The 21,250-nt window shown below is 36.6% G+C and carries 19 protein-coding genes and 1 other annotated feature; of the genes, 3 read left to right on the forward strand and 16 right to left on the reverse strand.

Features of this window, described 5'->3' with window-relative positions:
• Positions 1 to 37 precede the first annotated feature (37 nt).
• Positions 38 to 457, forward strand: a complete 420-nt coding sequence (locus tag ACFFIS_RS16460) for an SLAP domain-containing protein (RefSeq protein ID WP_320381296.1) — start codon at positions 38 to 40, stop codon at positions 455 to 457.
• 63 nt (positions 458 to 520) lie between these two features.
• Here ACFFIS_RS16460 and ACFFIS_RS16465 read toward each other — a convergent pair whose 3' ends face one another.
• From ACFFIS_RS16465 to ACFFIS_RS16505, 9 genes are all read right to left on the reverse strand, one after another.
• Positions 521 to 3,925, reverse strand: a complete 3,405-nt coding sequence (locus ACFFIS_RS16465; RefSeq protein WP_390188407.1) for a DUF8508 domain-containing protein — start codon at positions 3,923 to 3,925, stop codon at positions 521 to 523.
• Positions 3,926 to 4,255: 330 nt separating this feature from the next.
• On the reverse strand, positions 4,256 to 6,313 hold the full coding sequence (locus tag ACFFIS_RS16470; protein WP_390188408.1) for a 5'-nucleotidase C-terminal domain-containing protein: 2,058 nt from the start codon (positions 6,311 to 6,313) through the stop codon (positions 4,256 to 4,258).
• A gap of 525 nt (positions 6,314 to 6,838) precedes the next feature.
• On the reverse strand, positions 6,839 to 7,819 hold the full coding sequence (gene trhO / locus ACFFIS_RS16475; RefSeq protein ID WP_390188409.1) for an oxygen-dependent tRNA uridine(34) hydroxylase TrhO: 981 nt from the start codon (positions 7,817 to 7,819) through the stop codon (positions 6,839 to 6,841).
• A 441-nt stretch (positions 7,820 to 8,260) separates the two neighbouring features.
• Positions 8,261 to 8,983, reverse strand: a complete 723-nt coding sequence (locus tag ACFFIS_RS16480; protein WP_390188410.1) for an amino acid ABC transporter ATP-binding protein — start codon at positions 8,981 to 8,983, stop codon at positions 8,261 to 8,263.
• Positions 8,976 to 9,635: an amino acid ABC transporter permease gene (locus tag ACFFIS_RS16485; RefSeq protein WP_320381291.1), complete on the reverse strand. Its 660-nt coding sequence runs from the start codon at positions 9,633 to 9,635 to the stop codon at positions 8,976 to 8,978. Before ACFFIS_RS16485 ends, ACFFIS_RS16480 begins: the two co-directional genes overlap by 8 nt.
• 24 nt (positions 9,636 to 9,659) lie before the next feature.
• On the reverse strand, positions 9,660 to 10,418 hold the full coding sequence (locus ACFFIS_RS16490) for a transporter substrate-binding domain-containing protein (RefSeq protein WP_390188411.1): 759 nt from the start codon (positions 10,416 to 10,418) through the stop codon (positions 9,660 to 9,662).
• A 512-nt stretch (positions 10,419 to 10,930) separates the two neighbouring features.
• Positions 10,931 to 12,370, reverse strand: a complete 1,440-nt coding sequence (proS, locus tag ACFFIS_RS16495; protein ID WP_320381290.1) for a proline--tRNA ligase — start codon at positions 12,368 to 12,370, stop codon at positions 10,931 to 10,933.
• Positions 12,371 to 12,420: 50 nt separating this feature from the next.
• Positions 12,421 to 12,645, reverse strand: a binding site (T-box leader).
• 254 nt (positions 12,646 to 12,899) lie between these two features.
• Complete coding sequence (locus ACFFIS_RS16500; protein ID WP_390188412.1) at positions 12,900 to 14,366, reverse strand: aldehyde dehydrogenase family protein; 1,467 nt, start codon at positions 14,364 to 14,366, stop codon at positions 12,900 to 12,902.
• Positions 14,367 to 14,467: 101 nt separating this feature from the next.
• A complete protein-coding gene (locus ACFFIS_RS16505) occupies positions 14,468 to 15,109 on the reverse strand; it encodes a hypothetical protein (RefSeq protein ID WP_320381289.1) in 642 nt (213 codons plus the stop codon).
• Positions 15,110 to 15,297: 188 nt separating this feature from the next.
• On the opposite strand from ACFFIS_RS16505, the gene ACFFIS_RS16510 reads away from it, so the two are divergent.
• Entirely contained in the window at positions 15,298 to 15,912 is a 615-nt protein-coding gene (locus tag ACFFIS_RS16510; protein WP_390188413.1) for an NUDIX hydrolase, read from the forward strand.
• Between the two features lie 96 nt (positions 15,913 to 16,008).
• Here the strand turns inward: ACFFIS_RS16510 and ACFFIS_RS16515 are convergent, their stop codons facing one another.
• The 7 genes from ACFFIS_RS16515 to ytzI all read right to left on the reverse strand — a co-directional run bounded on the left by ACFFIS_RS16515 (position 16,009) and on the right by ytzI (position 19,650).
• On the reverse strand, positions 16,009 to 16,257 hold the full coding sequence (locus ACFFIS_RS16515; protein WP_390188414.1) for a hypothetical protein: 249 nt from the start codon (positions 16,255 to 16,257) through the stop codon (positions 16,009 to 16,011).
• Positions 16,258 to 16,317: 60 nt separating this feature from the next.
• Positions 16,318 to 16,809 (reverse strand): GNAT family N-acetyltransferase, encoded by a 492-nt coding sequence (locus ACFFIS_RS16520; protein ID WP_320381286.1) that lies wholly within the window; start codon positions 16,807 to 16,809, stop codon positions 16,318 to 16,320.
• A 79-nt stretch (positions 16,810 to 16,888) separates the two neighbouring features.
• A complete protein-coding gene (locus tag ACFFIS_RS16525; RefSeq protein ID WP_390188416.1) occupies positions 16,889 to 17,440 on the reverse strand; it encodes a cysteine hydrolase family protein in 552 nt (183 codons plus the stop codon).
• A 29-nt stretch (positions 17,441 to 17,469) separates the two neighbouring features.
• Positions 17,470 to 17,754 carry a hypothetical protein gene (locus ACFFIS_RS16530; RefSeq protein ID WP_390188417.1) on the reverse strand — a complete coding sequence of 95 codons (285 nt, stop codon included), beginning with the start codon at positions 17,752 to 17,754 and terminating at the stop codon, positions 17,470 to 17,472.
• 180 nt (positions 17,755 to 17,934) lie between these two features.
• Positions 17,935 to 18,774: a bifunctional hydroxymethylpyrimidine kinase/phosphomethylpyrimidine kinase gene (gene thiD, locus ACFFIS_RS16535; RefSeq protein WP_390188418.1), complete on the reverse strand. Its 840-nt coding sequence runs from the start codon at positions 18,772 to 18,774 to the stop codon at positions 17,935 to 17,937.
• Between the two features lie 48 nt (positions 18,775 to 18,822).
• The gene (locus tag ACFFIS_RS16540) at positions 18,823 to 19,311 is read right to left on the reverse strand and encodes a DUF456 domain-containing protein (RefSeq protein ID WP_390188420.1); all 489 of its coding nucleotides are present in this window, start codon (positions 19,309 to 19,311) and stop codon (positions 18,823 to 18,825) included.
• Between the two features lie 180 nt (positions 19,312 to 19,491).
• Positions 19,492 to 19,650, reverse strand: a complete 159-nt coding sequence (gene ytzI / locus ACFFIS_RS16545) for a YtzI protein (RefSeq protein WP_320381282.1) — start codon at positions 19,648 to 19,650, stop codon at positions 19,492 to 19,494.
• A gap of 634 nt (positions 19,651 to 20,284) precedes the next feature.
• On the opposite strand from ytzI, the gene ehuB reads away from it, so the two are divergent.
• On the forward strand, positions 20,285 to 21,154 hold the full coding sequence (gene ehuB / locus ACFFIS_RS16550) for an ectoine/hydroxyectoine ABC transporter substrate-binding protein EhuB (protein ID WP_320381281.1): 870 nt from the start codon (positions 20,285 to 20,287) through the stop codon (positions 21,152 to 21,154).
• Positions 21,155 to 21,250: the final 96 nt, after the last annotated feature.

Consider the following 21,250-nt stretch of genomic DNA (forward strand, 5'->3'; position numbering starts at 1 on the left):
TGTTACAATGTAGAAAAGAATGGGGAGGTAACAATATATGAATCACAACTCCAACGACCCAATAATAGAAAGACTAGACCTAGCGCATACAAAATATTCAAAAGCTACAGAGGAAAAGTTAAAAGAAATCATGAAATCCGCTAAGCCACTGCAACCTAATCAAGTAGATATAATGCACCTTACCCTAAAAAAGAGCGAGAATGGTGATTTAGTGTCTACCGTACTTATTCGAAACGGTACACAACGAATACTTCATTTTCAAAGTCTACCACTATGTATTACAGAAAAAGTATCAGGAATGGTAGTCGCAAAAGGCACCTTCTCATTAAAAAACTTAACCGTCCAGCCATTCACAAGCAAACCAGCCACATTTGTGTTTCCTGCTTCCTCTCTATATATGGAGCCCATAGATCTATCATCATGCCGGGTCACATATCCCGATTCCCCTTCAAACTAAAAATGCTTGTAGAGAAAGATTGATCACTTTCTCTACAAGCTGAATAGTATTACACTTCCTACTTTATTCTTGTAAATGACGTCTTCTCAGCAATAAAAACCCTCCACCAATTACAAGTAAAAGCGTGCCTATTGCCATCATCGTATACATCGTTGTCGCTGTTTTCGGTAAGATGGATCCATCTCCTGGTGATGTGCCATCATCGTCTTCGTTACCATCTCCTGGTGATGTACCATCATCATCTCCGTTACCATCTCCTGGTGATGTACCATCATCATCTCCGTTACCATCTCCTGGTGATGTACCATCATCGTCTCCGTTACCATCTCCCGGTGGTGTACCGTCTTCGTCTCCGTTACCATCTCCCGGTGATGTACCATCATCATCCCCGTTACCATCTCCCGGTGGTGTACCGTCTTCGTCTCCGTCACCATCTCCTGGTGGTGTACCATCATCGTCTCTGTTCATCAAATCCATTTGTACCAGTACAGGTTCATGGTCACTTGCGCGTCCATGCATCTCTGTAAAATCTGCGTTAATATGCAAGATGTCTACCTCGGTAACTTCAGTTAAATGATTTGAAACTAGGATATGATCTAAAACTTGTGAATTTCCTTGGTAAACATAAGAATAACGTTTCTCTGCAGGTACGTGATCAATCATGTTGGTTAATTCATTACCTTTTAATACTTGTAGTGGATTAGAAAATTCAAAGTCATTCATATCTCCTAAAACGACTACATTTTCCTCAGGATTGTCTTTCGCAATCTCTTTTACAAAGTTATTAATAAGCTTAGCTAATTCCATTCGTTGTGGTTCACTACCAAGTACAGGCGGTTGGTTTTGGCCAAATGCTGCATCATCACCTAGTTTTGAGTTCAAGTGGTTCGCAATTACTACAACGCTTTCTCCGTTAAATTCAAATTGTGCAGCTAAAGGCTTTCTTGTACTTTTCATTGCTTCGTGATTTGGTGCAATTCTTCCTGGATTTAAAGTGAGTTTCCCATCTTTGTATGCTACTTCATCCGTAGCTGTTCCATGCTCTCCATCCATTAAAGACACACGTTCTGGGTTGTATAAAAATCCTACCCGGATATTTCCATTTGGTGCACCGCCGTCTGCATTATATTCAGGATCAATATTCACATAGTCATATTGTGGCCCACCAGCCTCCTGAATAACACGTATAAGTCTTTCATAACTCTTTGATGCATCCGCATCATCCGGTCCTTGATCTTGTCCATTATTATCTTGGACTTCAACTACACCAACAATATCTGGGCTCTCCATATCTTGAACAAAAGCTCTTGCAATATTTCGTGCCTTTTCTTCTGGTGTTTCTCTATCACTTGTATTTGCTGAGAAGTTCTCAACATTATAAGATGCAATGGTTAGTTTTGAATCATCTTTCACAATTGTTGTTGGACGTGGTTCTGTTTCTCCCTCTTCAAAAACAGCTTGTACTTCATTTAAATCAGCATAAACTTTATAGTTTGAGAAACCATAGTTTACTACGCCAGTAATTGGCTCTGTAAAACGATCACCTGTTTTAACAGCGAAATCTCTCGCCTTATCGTTAGGTTGAAGCTTGAACTGTATAGATTGTGCATTGGGGCCATTTTCTGTTAATAATAACCCGCCATTTATCGTATCTGTCTTAAACTCCTCTGTTACGACAACCAAATCACCATGTTCTTGTGGTGCAACAGCCTTAGAAGGTGCTATTTCTACGCGCATTGCTTCAATACTTTCCCAGAAATCAATCGCATAGTTTTCCGGTTCAAATACATCAAAGCCTTCTTCACCAATTATTTCACTCGGAATGTCACTTGATGTTATTTTAATTGGTGCTGGTAGTGCTACATCTTCATCCAAAACCTCAATCTTACCACCGCGGTCATCTCGGGCATTAATTTGGGTTATAGGTAAATCCGTTTTTTCTTTACCATCATATCCATCGATATAATATTCATCTACAGTTCCAGTAACATTTATAAAGTCCCCGATTTCAACATCTGCTGCCTTACCAGTGTAAACAACGATTGCTTCTGACGTTTTCGGATTACCATCATATTTATCCTCTGGAGCTTGCATATGAAAATAATGGGAACCACGAATATCGTACTTATAAGTGACAATTCCCTCGACTTCATTAACGTAGCTACCCTTCATTGGTGATTCATGTCCTTCACCTTGAATATGATGAATCTGAATACCATCTTCTGCATCATAAACCGTGTAAGTAAAGGCCCTCTCTACACTTGTTTCTAATTCATCATGTTTTGCTATGGCACGAATTGTTGTGTCTTTATCTAATATAATTGGCTGCATATATTCTATACCATTTGTTAATGGATCGTTTCCATCAACTGTATAAATAATTTTCGCATTCTCTGTATTTGTAGCCAATGTTACTTCTGTACCAGACGGAACAATTCCCGCATCTGGAGTGGCATATACCGGTTGTACAACTGTTGCATCCGCGACAATATCGTCAACATGACGCGGAATAATTTGTGCGTCACCATCAAAATGCGACACGATTCCTGTTACTGAATCGTAAGTAGCTCCTACGATAAGAGAAAGCGTATTGTTTTCATCACGAACTAAAAACTCTGTACCCTCTTCATCTGTAACCGTATAATTCGCCCAATCCCCACCATCATAAACGTCTACAATCGTCACTTGCTCAACTGTTGCTAATTTCGATTGGTTTTCCATCGTCAATTCGCTGCCTGTTAAAGTTAGCGGATGTGGAACACCTTTTAGTCCATGGTTTTCTTCAACTACAGCAGCATCCAATTGCAATAACGAACGATAGTCTAATAAGGATCCTTGAATCGTTATTTCATCACCCAATTGAACGTCCAATGAAGGTGGTCGGACTGCAATTGCGGCTGTTTCATCTTGAATATGAATTGTATTTTTTAATTTAGCTGTCACAATTCCTGTTACTTTAGCAGAACCAGTTTGCTGATAACGTGCTTCTTCAATTGTGATAACTTCTAAATCCTCATCATCATCTTCATTTCCAGTAATGAACTTCATGTCTTTTGGATTTTTTAATCCGTTATGATTATGGTAAGCTTCTAAATCTCCTGTTACAATCACTGCTTTGTCTAGGTTGTTAGGGTTCGTCTTTAATCCAAACTCGTCTCTATAATTTTTCGAAACTTGAACGAAAACCATCTTACTTATATCCGTTTCTCCCGGATCATCCGCCATTGCAAAATTATGGTCTTCTTTAAAATCTGTTCTACTTACATTCCCTTGGCTTATTACATACCCAACAATATGCCCTTTTACCTTTGCTGCACTACCATTATTATCTTTTGCAATAGCATCAGCAACTGAAATAGAATCGTCTTCTCCAATAACAACTGCATTCGAAACCGGTGCAAAAAGACTGAATACCATTACAAAGATTAATAGTATACTCGAAACTCTGCTTATCTTTTTTCGACTCATGCCACTTCTCCTCGCATATTATATATTTAGGCGTTATTTCCTGCCTCATATTTCTGAACGAATCATAATATTTATCCATCTATTAAAACGAGTACTTTTCATTCCATTAGAAACTTTACTTTGATGCTAGAACTTTCCTGAAGGAAAAGAAAAGTTCTATGAGTTTTCAAGTCTCTACTTATTGCGAAGCCATTTCATTGTGTAAATAACAAATATCCCATGACATAATGTGCTTTATTCCTTGTTTTTGAAAAAAAGCCCTTCCGACTTTCATGATTGGAAGGACTTCAATTGTGTGATAGCCTAAATATTTCAACGTAATATTAGCAATTAAACTCTTATTCTACGATATACAACTATTGCTCCCCCAGAAAGTAATAAGATCGCTCCAAATAGCATGAAGGAGTACATATTTGTAGCTGTTTTAGGTAATTCCTTACCATCTTGATTTTGATTATTATCGCCTTGATGATCTTGTCCTGGTGTTTGGTCTTGATCTTTGTCATTTCCTTCGCCTTGATCAGAACCGTCGCCATTATTGTCATTACCTGGCTTCGAACCGTCATCAATGCCATCTCCATTGCCTGGCTCTTCTGGAGTTGGAGTTGGATCTGGATTAGTTGGATCTCCTGGATCTGTTGGTTCTTCTGGTTCTTCTGGATCTGTTGGTTCTGTTGGCTCTTCTTCTGCTACATCAATTATTCTGCCTTCCAGTACTGGATCAACAACACCATTTAAGTATTTTTCTTCAACCATATAATCCCGAAGCTGTTCCCAGTCGATTTCCCCAATATCTTTTACGCGACCTTCATCGTATGCTTTTTCAAATACTTCAAAACCATCTCCACCTTTTCCAGTGAAGTTATTCGTAGTTACTGTATATACCTTATCTAGTTCAATGTCTACAAACTCATCATTTATATTTACTTCCATCGAAACTACACGGTCGCCTACTTCTTTTGAGCTATCATACGTATACTTCATTCCAGCTAAATGAAGGAAACCACCATTTTCATCAGGTGCATTATGGACACTATGTTCTAAAAGATCTTTAATTTCTTGACCTGTTAATTCAGCAATGACTGGGTCATTTCCAAATGGTAAAACACTAATTACTTCTCCTACTGTAATTTCACCTTCATCGATTGCAGCACGAATTCCCCCACCATTTTGCATCGCAATTGCAGTTTGTGGGAATTTTTCTTTTGCTTTTGCAAGCATCGCATCTGTAACTAGGTTTCCTAGTTCAGTTTCATTTGCTCGAACGCTAATCTCACTTCCTTCACCTAAGCGTGGATTTTCTAGCGTTTTAATTGCAAATGCACCTGTTTTTTCGTTTTGAAGTTCTTCTACAGCCTCTTTAAATGGTGCTAATACTTCAAGGGCTTCAGGATCATCTGCTTTATCTTTTAACTCAATCAGTTTTCCATCAACCTCACCATTTTTATCTAAAACTAAAACACCGTTTTCATCAAATTCAACATTTAAATTACCAAGAAACTCTGCATATTGAAATGCTTGTACAATAACTGTAGGATCTTTTTTCTTACCATTATTATCTTCTGTGATTATCTTCGGCTCCTCTACTTTAGTATGAGAGTGTCCACCGACAATAATATCGATACCAGGAACGTGCTTGGCTAACAAAATATCATTACCAGCATTTGGATTACTATCAAATCCAATATGGTTAACAGAAATAATCTTATTAATTCCTTGTTCTTCAAAATATGAAACTGCGCGTTTAGCTTCATCTATGTAGTTTGAAAACTTTACATTTACTGGACTAGCAATATCGATTGTATCCTCTGTTGTTAGTCCAAATATTCCAATCTGTTCACCCTTGACTTCTTTAATAATACCGTCATAAATTGTTCCCGCTTCTGGGTTACTTAAAAATTTAGTTTCACCCACAAGCCCGCTCATATACGCATCCCCGGAAAAATCAATATTCGTTCCTAATAGGGGGAAGTTGGCATTTTTGACAAACTCGGACAAAGATTTTTGCCCACCTTCTTTATCCCCAAGATCGAATTCATGATTTCCAAAAACCATTGCATCAAGGCCCATCAAATTCATAAGTGCTACATCAGCTTGACCTTTAAATTCGTTAAAATATAATGTTCCAGAAAATACATCTCCACCATTTAGTAATAATGCATCTGGATCTTCCTGACGTATTTCTTTTATAGCTGTAATCATTTTTGGATAACCTTCCACATGTGCATGTGAATCATTGAAGTGCATAAGCGTTAATGCGAAGCTATCATCGCTAACGCTTTCATTTCCGCCTTCTGCAAAGGCGAATGATGGAAGAATAAGTGACATTACGAGCATCGTAATTGCAGTTACATTTGAAAAAAGTCCGAATCGTTTCCTACTTTTCATAGCTTGTCATCCTCCTATTAAATCTTGTCTTTTGCAAAAATTCAGTTCAAATTATTCCTGGTGAAAAACTTTAATCTCCTAGACGATTGCTATGCTATTTCCCAAAACTACGAACAATGGAGAAAAGTATTGTCGAAATGAATCGATTCACCTCTATTCTTCTAGTTTCTTGTTCACTTCCATTCTATCTATCCAATTTTAAAAATGATATAGGCCTTTGGTTTCTGTTTTCTTCATTACCACTTGACATACACAAAAATGTATATTTATTCTCTCAAGGCACGGAAATAACGTATTTTTTTCGCTGATTATCTATTCTTATGCATATGTAACAATTAATTTTACAAACTACTAAGTTTATAAATTAGCAGAATACGACTAAAGAACCTCATTTTCTTTTTCAACTTAAGCACCGCAGTTAGACAACCTAGTTCTAAAGTAATGTTTTCCAGCTCGTTTTAATTAATGAAATGCAAAAAAGCAGGTAGAATTTTCTACCTGCTTGCTATTTTACGCTCTCATTTTCTAATTTGCAGTCTGTATAAATTGGCTTTCGTCTTCAATTATTTGTAGTCGGCGGTTGATTTCTTCTGTAGAAAGATTGTGTTCTTTAACATACATATTCCGCGGACTTACGCGACACTCATGTGTACAACCACGCATATATTTATGCTCATTTTCTTCTGAACATAAAATTTGCTTATTACATTCAGGGTTAGCACAGTTAACAAAACGTTCACACGGTTGTCCATCAAAGTAATCTTTTCCAACTACTACATGTTCTTTACGGTTTACTGGAACAGAGATTCTTTCATCAAATACATAGCAATTTCCATCCCACAATTCACCCTGTACTTCTGGGTCTTTTCCATATGTGACAATTCCACCATGAAGTTGATTGACATCTTCAATTCCTTCATCCATTAACCAACCTGTGAACTTTTCACAACGAATACCACCTGTACAATACGTTAAAACCTTTTTCCCCTTCAGTTGATCCTTATTTTCCTGAATCCATTCTGGCAATTCACGGAATGATTTAATATCAGGATTGATTGCTCCGCGGAAATGACCTAATTCATATTCGTAATCATTTCTGGTATCAAGAACAACTGTATCTTCGTCTAACATTGCTTCATAAAATTCCTTTGGTGAAAGGAATTTTCCTGTCTTCTCAATCGGGCTAACCGCATCTTCTAATCTTAGTGTTACAAGTTCGGGACGATGTCTTACATGCATTTTCTTAAATGCATGCCCGTCATGTTGGTCAATTTTAAATGTCATATCAGCAAAACGAGGATCCGCATGCATTTTGTTCATATATGCTTCGGTTTGCTCCACCGTTCCGGATACTGTTCCATTCATACCTTCTTCTGCTACGAGAATTCGACCTTTTAATCCAAGGTCCTTACAAAATTGTAAGTGTTCTGCAGCATATGTTTCAGGGTCGTCTATTTGTACAAATTTATAGTACAATAAAACTTGATAATCCTTTTTTTCTTCCATTTTATTACCACCTATCATTTATATTTGCAAGATACAAATGCCGGTAGTCGCTATTCGATTATTGCTCTTGCACAGAGGATATTATAACAAGATTTTAACTTCCTTACAATCATTATTCACATTGTAGCCATGATATATTTACCTAATATAAAGATTTCACAACATGTCTTCACTTGCTCTGAGATATTAATTAATATTATAACTGCGATATAATAATTGCTGCGAAACGCTCACAATCGTTCTACAATTAGTGCGCTTTTTCTCATCATTTCCTGGGCAATATTCAACATATTTCACGAAAGAATGACGAATGCTCGTTTTCTTTCAACAAAACATACAACCTTTTATCTTCGTACATGTACTATCATTTTATTTTCCAGCATTGAACTACTTTAACAAAGTTTCAATTTGTGTGTCTTATAAGCACGACATACGCAATCACTACAATATTTTTTCTAAAAATGCCTTTGCACGCGTCGTTTCAGGTTGCTGAAAAAAATGAATTGGATCGCCTTCTTCGACAATTCCCCCATTATCCATGAATAAAATGCGATCTGCAACTTCTTTAGCAAAGTTCATTTCATGCGTCACAACAACCATCGTCATACCCGTACTTGCTAAGTCCTTCATTACTGCTAACACTTCTTTGACCATCTCCGGATCTAGCGCTGAAGTTGGTTCATCAAATAACATCATACGGGGATTCATCGCTAATGCACGCGCAATTGCCACACGCTGCTTTTGTCCCCCTGATAATCGATTAGGATATGCATCTGCTTTGTCCATTAACCCTACTTTCTTTAATAGTAACAACGCCTCTGCTTTTGCCGTCTCTTTTTCGACCTTATTTACCCTTTTTGGTGCATATGTGATATTTTCTAATACGGTCATATGTGGGAATAAATTGAAATGTTGAAAGACCATGCCAATCTGCTTTCTAATTTCATTCCTTTTCACGTTTGCATCCGTGATTTTTATATCATGAAGAAAAATGTCACCCTCAGTTGGGTTTTCTAATAAGTTTAAGCAACGGAGAAAGGTAGACTTTCCTGATCCAGAAGGTCCGATTACCGCGACAACTTCACCACTATGAATCGTTGTAGAAATACTTTTTAATACTGTTTGTTTACCAAAGTCCTTTTTAAGGTTGTTTACTTTAATCACTCTGACGCATCCGCCTTTCCACAACTTTCCCTATCTGTGTCAATATGTAAACCATAAACCAATAAATAAAGCCTACGAATAATAATGGTTCGAAGTTTCTGTACAAATCTGCGCCAACAATTTGCGCTCGTCTCATGAGGTCTAGGTAACCAATAACCGATACGATTGCTGACTCTTTAGTTAATGTAATAAATTCATTCATCAATGCTGGCAATATATTTTTTATTGCTTGTGGTAAAATAATATCTACCATCATTTGTTTATATGAAACGCCTAAAGCTTCTGCAGCTTCTGTTTGACCACGATCAACCGCTAGAATTCCAGCCCGAATTATTTCTGATACATAAGCAGCTGAATTTAATCCAAAAGCTAATATTGCGGATAAGTAAGCCGATATGTCATATCCCGTTAACTGTGGAACGGCAAAGTAAATAATCATTAATTGTAAAATAAGCGGCGTACCTCGAAATGCAGATGTATATACATTCGCAAGGCCTTTTAAAAATGTTACATTTGTAATTTTGCATAATGCGAGTATCGTTCCTAATAGAAAGCCGACTACAATAGACATACTGACAAACTTTAACGTGACCCATATTCCTTCTAACATAAAAGGAATATAAGGCACAATTTGGCTGAAATCCAAATTCATGCCTTAACACCTTCCCCCCAGAATTTATTCTTCAGACTCGGATAACCATTTATCTTTTAGTTTCTGTAATTCTCCATTTTCCTCGAGTTTTTCAAGTACTTTATTTACCTTTGCAACAAGTTCGCTATCTTTTGGAAATGCAATTCCCATTCCTGGTGTACTTGATGTTGGATCGTCCATTCTATTTAAGTCATGTGCTTCAACGTAACCAAGTCCAACTTCCTTATCCATATAAGCAACATCTATTCGATTTGAATTCAATTCTTGGATAAGGATTGTTGCATCATCTACTTTTTTTACTTCAAAGCCATATTCAGAGGCAAGATTATCTGCTCCTTCTTCTTGAATTGTTCCAAGTTGTACACCGACTATTTTTCCTTTTAAATCATTTAAGTCTTGCATAACCGTGTCTTGATGACTTATAAATATTTCACCAGAACGATTGTACTCAACGGAGAAATCAACATTCTTTTTTCTTTTTTCATCCGCACTCATACCAGCCATCACCATGTCAACACGTTTTGCTTGTAATGCACCTACTAATCCATCAAAATTCATATCTTGTACTTCAAGTTTATATCCTAATTCCTCTGCTATTTTCTCTGCTAGTTCTATATCAAAGCCAATAAATTCTCCCTTTTCATTGCGAGTCTCAAATGGCGGAAAATCTGCTGATGTTCCCATTTTTAAAACGTCTTGCTTTTCCGCTCCTTTTTCCCCACATGCAGCTAATAATATTAGTAATGAAATAATTGCTAAACCAAATAATCCCCATTTCTTCATACAATCTCTCCTCTTCTTTTTTTATTTCGTGTAAGTGAAACTTCAATCATAAGGATTTTTTGCACGCACTTCTCCTACTAGTTGTTAATCGAATGAATTGTGTTATTACTGGCTGTGGCCCCCTGCTAATCATCCCTTTCATCACCTCGTATTTCTAATATGGGGTATTACGACCAGTTAATCCGCTTTAACATATACATTTGTTTCCAATTTCCATTACATAGGACGAAAGCAAATGAATTGATTATGTATATTTATTAATCATTATGTATATTTATACTACAATATGTATGATTATTCAAGGATTATTTTTGCTATTAGATACATTTGGCTATTTGATGTGGAAAAGGAAGGGTATATTCGTTAAAACTTTCAAGTGTAAAAAATGCAGATGAACTGTTCTTCCCATGACTTTATGAAGAGCCAAACAGAAGAATTTCAATTAAACTACTCTATTATCCATCGTCATAAAAAAAGAGCGCATTTCAATCTATGCGCTCTTTTTCTCTTGATTAATACGCTTTTGCCCAGTACACCATTTCTTTTGCTTCTTTTCCACAGCAAACGCATTTATCAGATACTTTTTCTTGCTCAAATGGAATACAACGAGATGTTGCAGTTGTTTCTTCGCGAATCTGTTCTTCACATGCAAGTTCTCCACACCACATTGCTTTCATAAATCCACCTTTATCTTCAAGTGACTGTTTCAATTCACTCATCGTCGTTACAGTTGTTGTCATTTCGGTACGGTGTGCCAGTGCTTTATTGTATAAGTTTTGTTGAATTTCTTCTAGTAATGCTGGTAGTCGCCCTTCAAGTTCTTGTAGTGATACGAATTCCTTTTCACCTGTATCACGGCGCACTAAAACGACTTGCTCTTTTTCGATATCTTTTGGTCCCATTTCAATACGAACCGGAATCCCTTTCATTTCATATTCATTAAATTTCCAACCAGGCATTTTATCGCTCGCATCAATATCTACACGAACAATCTCCTTCAAGCGGTCTCTTAAATCATATGCCTTATCAAGTACACCTTCTTTATGTTGTGCAATTGGTACTATCATTGCTTGCGTTGGTGCGACACGTGGTGGAACTACTAGTCCACGGTTATCACCGTGTACCATAATTAAGGCACCCATAATACGTGTAGATACACCCCAAGATGTTTGGTGCACAAGTTGTTGTTTTCCTTCTTTATCCAAATATTTAATATCAAAGGCTTCCGCAAATCCAGTACCTAAATAATGTGATGTTCCAGACTGAAGTGCTCGACCGTCGTGCATCAAGCTTTCAATTGTTAACGTGTATTCTGCACCCGCAAACTTTTCTTTTTCCGTCTTTTTCCCTTTTAAAACAGGGATGGCCAAATAGTTTTCACATACATCTGCATACACATTCAGCATTTGGCTCGTTTCCGCCTCTGCTTCTTCTTGTGTTGCGTGACATGTATGTCCTTCTTGCCATAAAAATTCTAACGAGCGTAAAAATGGACGTGTCGTTTTTTCCCAACGAACAACGTTAGCCCACTGATTATAAAGCATTGGTAGATCACGGTAAGAATGAATATTTTTTGAATAATAATCACCAAATAACACTTCGGAAGTTGGACGCACTACTAAACGTTCTTCCAATTCTTCATCTCCACCATGGGTTACCCATGCTACTTCAGGCGCAAACCCTTCAATATGGTCTTTTTCCTTTTGTAGCATACTTTCTGGAATAAACATTGGAAAATAGACGTTTGTATGGCCTGTTTCTTTGAATTGACGATCAAATTCATCACGAATATTCTCCCAAATTGCATAACCATATGGCTTTATAATCATCGTACCTCTAACTGCCCCATAGTCTACTAGTTCCGCTTGTTTCACAACATCTGTATACCATTGGGCAAAGTCGTCTTCCATTGCAGTTACTTTTTCAACAAAGTTTTTATTTTTCTTACCCATTATATCCACCTCTTTTTTATTTTTTTAAACACAAAAAAGCCTCCATCCAAAAAAGGGACCGAGGTTTGGTGTTACCACCCTTGTTTACAATTTTTTAGCACAAAAATTGTACACTTCATTGCATAACGGCTTTTATACCGCGCACATCTTTGGCTCATCGCTTTCTGATGGCGAACTCAAAGGCAGGTTCCAATTCTTTGTTTTGGAAAGTTGCACCAACCCTTTCCTCTCTAGAAAAACAAGTAAATTGTACTAATCCTTTTCATCGTTTCAGTTATTCTACTTCTAACTATAGTATGGAAGCAATGGTAAAGTCAAGATTTCATGAATGGATTTAAACAAGTCGTTACAGCAGAAGCTCTTTCCCTATAAAAAATCCTATGTAATACTTATTCAATTTTCACCTCTCGGGTTTCTATGTAGCCGGTTTCTAGCTCCCAAGCTCATTTACTTATGTAAATAATACTTTTATAAATAGTTTTTACATATCATCTCGTCATTAAAAAAACCCGGAACGTTCCGGGTCATCTTAAAACGGAAATTCGCGATATTTTTCCTGTACTGAAATCCATTTCAACTTGGTAAATTCGTCAATTACCCATGGATCCCCGAATCTTCCCATACCACTTTGTTTATTTCCACCAAATGGAATATTCGCTGCATCATTGACCGTCTGATCATTAACATGCGTCATTCCGCTATCTATTTTCAAACCGTATGCTTCACCTTTTTTAAGATCTGATGTAAAAACAGCCGAAGTTAATCCATAAATCGTATCATTCGCAAGCTCTATTGCGTGATCATCTGTTTTCGCCTTGATGATTGAAACGACAGGGGAAAAAAGTTCGGATTGGGCTAATTCTGAATTATTATCTACATCAACGAATACATATGGGGTTAAAATATTCCCGTCACGCTTTCCTTCCAAACCTAATTGAATGCCATCTTGTTTCGCCTGTTCGATAATTTCTTGCACTTTTGCAAGTTGTTTCTCATTAATTAAAGGACCGATTACAGTATTAGGATTCGTTTGATCCCCGTAAGGTAACTGCTTAGCACGTTCAATAAACTTCTTTGTAAATGCATCATATAACTTTTCATGTACAATAATGCGGTTAATACACATACAAATTTGCCCTTGGTGAATAAACTTACCAAATATCGCTGCATCTACCGCTTTATCTACTTCTGCATCCTCTAGTACAATAAATGGGTTATTTCCACCTAATTCTAGTGCAACACGCTTTAAATTTCTTCCCGCTACTTCACCAATATGTTTGCCAACGGCCGTGGAACCTGTAAATGCGACGAGTTGTATCACCGGATTTTCCATCATTTCATCCCCAATTTCACTTGTGCGTGTCAAAATTGATTGAAATACTCCCGCTGGTAATCCTGCATATTCAAATGCGCGCGCTATAATCGAACCACCAGTCATCGCAACTTGCAAGTCAGCTTTGTGAACAACTGTATTCCCTAAAGCGATTGCCGGGGCAATCGAGCGCATGGATAAGTTCATTGGAAAGTTAAAAGGTGAAATTGATGAAATAACGCCTAATGGTTGGCGATATACGCGATTTATTTTCCCTTCGATTGATGAAGGTATCTCTTTTACTTCGTCAAGTGCATCCATATATTTAAACGTTTCCTTTAACACATCAATCGTTAAATTTATTTCAAGTTCTGCCTTTAATAGTGTTCCTCCTGTTTCCTTACTTGCGACCTTTATCATCTCGTCTTTATTATTTTGAAAGTACTCTGCCATTTTCGTAAACATTTCTTTTCGTTCTTCCACACTGCTATGTGCCCAATCCTTTTGCGCCTCTTCGGCTATGATAAAAGCTCCGCGAATTTGGTCTAAAGACGCGAGGGTAACACTCGTTAATACTTCATTATTATATGGATTCAAAATATCAGTTTTCTTTGAGTCAATGTCTCCATGTATCCATTTTCCATTTATAAAAGATTTATTATAATTCTTATAGTAATTTTCCATGTCACTCACCTCTTCTTTCTTCTTATAAATATTATGGGGTTAATACTCCGTTCATATGTATATAAAGTAATAATGTAATCATTTTATTGCACTCACCTGCATTAATTTTTATATTGTTCTCTTTCAAACTCTTCTTCCAACTCCCCAGTGATTGCATTAAATAGTAAGTAAATCATACTTTTCCTAGACTTGTCCCAACCAATTATCATCACAAGTGGCATGTTTTTCTCCGTACTTTTAGTGAAACCGAAATGATATCCCTTGGCAAAGATGTCTCCTGGATATATATTGGTTATCTTTAGACCTTTATTAAGTAATTCGGGCGAGTCATATTTAAATACTTCAAAACTAGGAATAAAGTATTTTTCAGGCATGCTTTCTAATTCATTTGGCAAATGTGTTGTTTTCCACACTTTTGCATCTCGGATAGTGACTAAATACAAATCCGTCTTGCCAGGAATACCAAATTGGATGTTCCAATGTTTTCGCCTACCATCCATCCCTGTTGGTGACTCATCTCTATCAACACTAAGCCCAAAAAATAACATTGCATCTTTATTCCAGCGCAAAGCCTCTCTCTGAGCAATTTCTATTGCTTCTTTTAATGTTAGACTCCTATTCATATTAGAAGAAAAGGAAGGTTCGACTTTTATGTCTAATCCCATAGCGAAAGACCGTTGTGCACTTTGCTGAAAACCAACCAATGCTACTAAAATGAAAAGAAGTTTAATACTTTTCTTCATTAAATGCACCTTCCATAGAAAACCAATTTTGATATCAAAAGGCATATTTTAACTTTTGTAAATTTCTAAAGGTGTTTTAGTTTAACCCGCAAATTCAAATCGATACAATCAAACTATTTACCTTAAAGGTGTAAAGCTATTCGTATTTTTTTACAACACATCCTATAATAGAAGTGGGGGTGTTCATTTTGAAAAAAACAGATGTTTTTCAATTACTTAGAAATCGACAATCACAACTTTTAGGCTACAATCAATACAAAAAGTCTGCTGTACTCATACCACTCATAGACATTGACAATAAAACCCACATTCTTTTTGAAGTTAGATCGATGACATTACGTAGTCAACCAGGTGATATTTGTTTTCCAGGTGGAAGAATGGATGCAACCGATGAAAGTCCAAAACATACCGCTATTCGAGAAACATCCGAAGAATTAGGTATTGAACAAAACCATGTCACCGATGTCATCCCACTTGATTATTATGTTGGTGAACAGCGTATTATCTATCCGTTTATAGGCACAATAAAACATCCCGAACAGATTACACCTTTCTCAGGAGAGGTTGCAGAAATATTTACCGTACCACTGGATTTCTTTCTAACTACTAAACCTAAAAAATACAATGTACATTTTGAGGTAGTTCCGGAAGAAAACTTTCCATTTGATCAAATTGTGGGCGGAAAAGATTATAATTGGCACGTCCAACATATCGAAGAACTTTTCTATGAATATGAAGGTAGAGTCATTTGGGGACTAACGGCGAAGATTTTAACTCACTTTCTAGCATTAATACGGACATAGGATTTGAGATAAGATACTGCAATCATTTCATTTTGACAGTAACATTAAAAATGCTTGGACCAATTCCAAGCATTTTTCTATGTTTGATAAAGGATCTCATTTATTGTGATCAATATTAAGTTTTTGTGGAATAAAATATGCGATTGTGGCAGAAAGAAATGCGAAGAAGAAAGTGAAGAAGAAGGAGTCACCTTTCAATACTACTTTATGGGATAATGTTGCACTTGCACTCCACGCTAACTCCATATCCGGCGTATATATAAATGTAAGAAACAAACCCATTAGAAATTGAAAAAGTGAAAATAATACTACAAAACTAACAGCAAAGATCATATATTTTTTCATTAAAGACACCTCCACTATATATACGTTTATTTTATATATAAGTTTCATGATATAACAAAACTACAAAGAAAACGCGGTAACCTCCATAGCATAGATTGCTTGCTTTTCTCCAAATCTAATTGTAGTTCTCTCTAATTTCATACCTATTCTCTCCAAAAGCTGACAAGATGGTATGTTCGCGACTTGTGTTTCTGCAACTATTTTTGGAAGCTTCAAATGATCAAATGCAAAATGTAAGATTACTTGCACAACTTCTGTTGCAAAACCTGCACCCCACCATTTCGGTAATAACTGGTAGGATATTTCAAAATATGTGCCATCGTGATGTGGTCCAAGAGAAACAGAGCCCACAAAATCATTTGTTTGTTTCTCTCTAATCGTCCAATGATACTCGCCTGCACCTATTTCCAACATTTTTTCCATTGTATCTTCTGAAATTGAGCGTACTCCACCAAGGTATTTTCTAACTTCTTCGTTGAAATACAGCTCTTGTACATCATGATAATCTGCCTTTTTTAAAGATTGAATCATACATCTTTCTGTTTCAAACAATTTTATCCCCCCAGCGCAATATCATTTTCTACTACTAAAAAGCCGCCTAAAGTATCCCGCTACTCAGGCAGCTTTCCATTTATATAACTTTTGCTCCAATTACATTTTCAAAATGTTGCAATGCATATTCATGACCTGCTTTATTAAAACTTGCAACACCAGCTTTATGCACAACAACTTGAAATCCTTTATTATATGCATCAACAGCAGTATGCAAAATACAAATATCTGTACATACACCAACTAAATGTACTTCATCAATTCCTCTTTCACGCAGTTTCAATTCAATGTCCGTTCCGGCAAAAGCGCTATATCTCGTCTTATCCGTGTAATAAACATTCGGATTATCTTGATGATCTTCATAAAGCGTTGCTAGCTTTCCATATAATTCACGACCTGGTGTTCCAACAATGTTATGTGGCGGAAACATTTTTGCTTCTGGATGTAGATCATCACCCTCATGATGTGCATCCATTGCAATAACGACAAAGTCTCCCGTTTCGATAAATTCCTTTGTAATAGAAGTTATTGCGTCTTCGATAGCCTGACCCGGTATACCACATGTTAATTTACCATCTTCTGCGACAAAGTCATATGAATAATCAATATTAAGTAATGCGCGCTTCCCCATTGTATTCCCCCCGTTTTAATATGCTTTATTTATAGTTCTGATTTTCTCTCCGCTAATGGATTAAAACCATCACCAGTCATTTTAAATGATTCTTCTCCTTGCTGTAATTCTGTGACGAATACATCCCAATTAGCAGCGTTTACTGCAACCAGAAATAATCGGTCCAATACATCCAGATGGTCAATAGCCATTATCTGCTTCTTTACATCTTCTGGGACATGGCCAAATCGCATATGAACTAGACCTAATAAGTCTTCTTTTTCTTCTAAACTAATTGTCGCGTGACGATGATCATGTTCTTCCGACCTCATCAACCTCCTTAACAATAAACTTATTAGAAGTATTGCCTTGTGAAACCCTTTACAAACTACTATAGCAAAACAAATTATAATATGCGAGTCTATTTCTCACCATTTTACTAATTGTGGCCTACTTTACAATGTAAAAACAACGCAAAAAAGCGCTACAATGAGCGCCTTTTGTGCGTTGTTTTTTTATTTAACTAATTCTTGAGCTACTTTTATTTCATGTGCCTCTCCAAATTTATGGTGTGCTGCATGATAGGTGGGACCGACCATTTCATTATACGAAAAACCATATTGAATAGCTGTTGTGACAAAGCCTTTTGCTAAACGAACAGCTTCCTCTACTTTATTACCCTTCGCAAGATACGCACAAATTGCTGCAGAATAAGAACACCCCGCACCACTTGTGTTAACTGTATCAATTCGTGGTGCTTCTAATGTTGTAATTGTTTTCCCATCAAATAATACGTCAACGGCTGGTCCTGTTAATCGGCCACCTTTTACAAGGACATATTTTGATCCTAAAGAGAATAAATCAATCGCTGCTTGTTTTAATCCATCTACGTCATCAATTTTTCTATCATCTAGTAAAAAGGAGGCCTCCGGAATATTCGGTGTAATAATTGTTGCATGTGGAATTAACTTTTCCTTCAATGCATCGATTGCATCATCTGCTAAAAGTTTTGAATCTAATTTACCGACCATAACCGGGTCTACGACAATATCTTTAATCGACGCACGATGGATTAATTCTGCAGTGCGAATAATAACTTCTTTTGAAAAAAGCATCCCCGTCTTTAATGCATCTGCACCTACTTGCTTCATTGCTGTATCAAATTGCGCTTCTATTGCTTCTAATGTCATCGCGTGAACATTTTTTCCTGTTTCTGGATGTCTTCCTACAATTGCAGTTACGACACTCATCCCATACACATCTAACTCTTGAAATGTTTTTAAATCAGCCTGGATTCCTGCACTTCCTCCTGATGCAGATCCCGCAATTGTGATGACGCGTGCTGGAAATTTCATCTTCATCCCTCTTCACCTTAAATTTGAATAATTTAATCCTTATTTTTCCTAAAAAATAACAACAATTAAAAACCAAATAATCATGATAATTTGTATTACTATTTTAGCAATTGTCCCACTAAAAAATCCAATGAATGATCCAACTGCCACCTTCATTGCAACAAAAAATGGTCGGCCCTGCAATAATTCCACAATAAAAACGAGAACTAACGGTACAATAAATATGCCAAACGGCGGGATAACAAAAGATCCAATAACAATTCCAATCACTGCTGATCGTTCGCCCCAGACACTTCCACCAAACTTTCTTACAAAATAACTATTGGCGAGGATATCAGCAAAAAAGAGCACAATTGTTAAAGCAATCATACTTCCCCAAAAAAACACGCCTAATTGTTCTGAGCTTAACGCAAAATGGTAGATAAGAAAACCCACCCAGAGAAAAAGCGTAGATGGAATAATCGGGAACAACAACCCGATTAAGCTTCCAAGAAAGAAAAATATGATAACAATCCACCATATTAACGTGCTAAACACGATATGCACACCTCATACATATAGATTTATTTAAAGTTTCTATCCCTTCCATTATCTCTTATTACGAGGGGACTTTATACAGAAGCATGTTAATTTACCCCTAATACATATTTAAAAAAACCATTAGACTACACAACACTTTATTTGTGTGATCTAATGGTTTGTCCATCCAAATTTCTTTTATTTCTTTCCTATACCTTCCACTTTGTTATTTGTTCCTTCATTTTCCGGTAGTGGGTCGACAACATGCTTATATGCATACCCCTTGGAAACTGTTACCAGTGACATGATTAGCACAATGACACAAATCGCTACCATCGCAATAACGTAATAAACCACGCCTTACACTCCTTTGTACCGTAGTCGCAAAGCATCACAATCATTACTTACTACATTCTACTATAATGAGAAATAATATTTATGCAACTATTTATAAAGCCTAATATTCGATTACAAAATTTTCCTTTCCATACACATCTATGATGCAAGATATAATAGCCAATTACTTATATTCTATAAAGATATAGTCATTTTTAATCCAAATACATAAAAATTCGCAGAGGTGCCTACTATTTTATACTTGGCACTAATGAAAAGCTAGATTTTTCTAATCCATTTCTATTTATAAAATGCTGTTACACTATATGCTATTAAAGACATAAATTAACAAATGGTAAACTTTAAAGAACAACAAGTGTTTTTTTAGTTTACAATTTACTTTACTTTTTTATCGATTGTCGGGGAATATGAAGGAAAGTAGACCAAATTGGAGGATGTTTTAGGTTCACAAAGCTTATGTTTTCTCATCGCTTTATATCCAATTGTTTTCATAAATATCAAACTTTACTGCATTTGATTACATTTTTCTGAATCGATAGTATTATAGTATGCCTACATGAGGTGCATTGCCCGGGTATCTAATATTTTCTCATGTAACATACTACGTTTTTCTATATTCTTGGGAGGTTTATTGGTGAGAAAACTTTTAATAACAATTGTATTAGGTTTATCTATTATTTTACTTGCAGCTTGTAATTCGGAAGGTGATGATCAATCACTACAAAAATTAAAAGATGCTGGGAAAGTTACAGTTGGCTTTGCAAATGAAAAGCCTTACGCATATGAAGATGATGATGGCGAACTAAAAGGAGCAGCTGTGGACATTGCGAAAGCTGTTTTTAAAGAATTAGGCATAGATGAGGTTGAAGGGAAATTATCAGATTTTGGTCAACTTGTTTCAGGAGTAAATGCGAAACAATTTGATGTCATTACTGCTGGAATGGCTATTATGCCTGACCGTTGTGAAAACGTTGCCTTTGGTGATCCTGAAATGCAATATGGCGAAGGACTAATCGTACAAGCCGGAAATCCACTAGGACTAAAAAGTTATGAAGATATCGCAAATAATACGGATATCACAGTTTCTGTTATGGAAGGTGCAACTGAAATCGGTTTTCTAAAGGAAACAGGTGTTGATGCTGCTCAAATTCAAAGTGCTCCAGACATCCCAGCAACATTTGCTGCGGTAGAATCAGGTCGTGCAGATGCTACTACAGGAACAGAAGCAACGGTTAGAATGGCACTAGAATCATTAAACTCCGACAAACTAGAATTTGTGGAGGACTTCGAACAGCCAGATGTCGACGGTAATCCAAGTTACGGTGCAGCAGCTTTTCATAAGGACGATAATGAGCTAAGAGAAGCATACAATGAAGCACTTAAGAAGTTAAAAGAAGATGGTACTGTCGCTGAAATTTTAGATAATAACTATTTTAATGGAGAAACAAATAGTGTTCCAAGCGATATCACTACTGAAAAAATCTGTAGTGGTGAAATCAAGTAAACATAATAGGGCTCAAAGACCCTATATGAAAACAAAAACTCCACAGGGTCTCTCTCCCTTGCCCAGGGAGAGTGGCCCTGTTTTTTCATCCTAACT

Origin of the sequence: Paracerasibacillus soli, assembly GCF_042432965.1 — a bacterium.
Classification (GTDB): domain Bacteria; phylum Bacillota; class Bacilli; order Bacillales; family Amphibacillaceae; genus Paracerasibacillus; species Paracerasibacillus soli.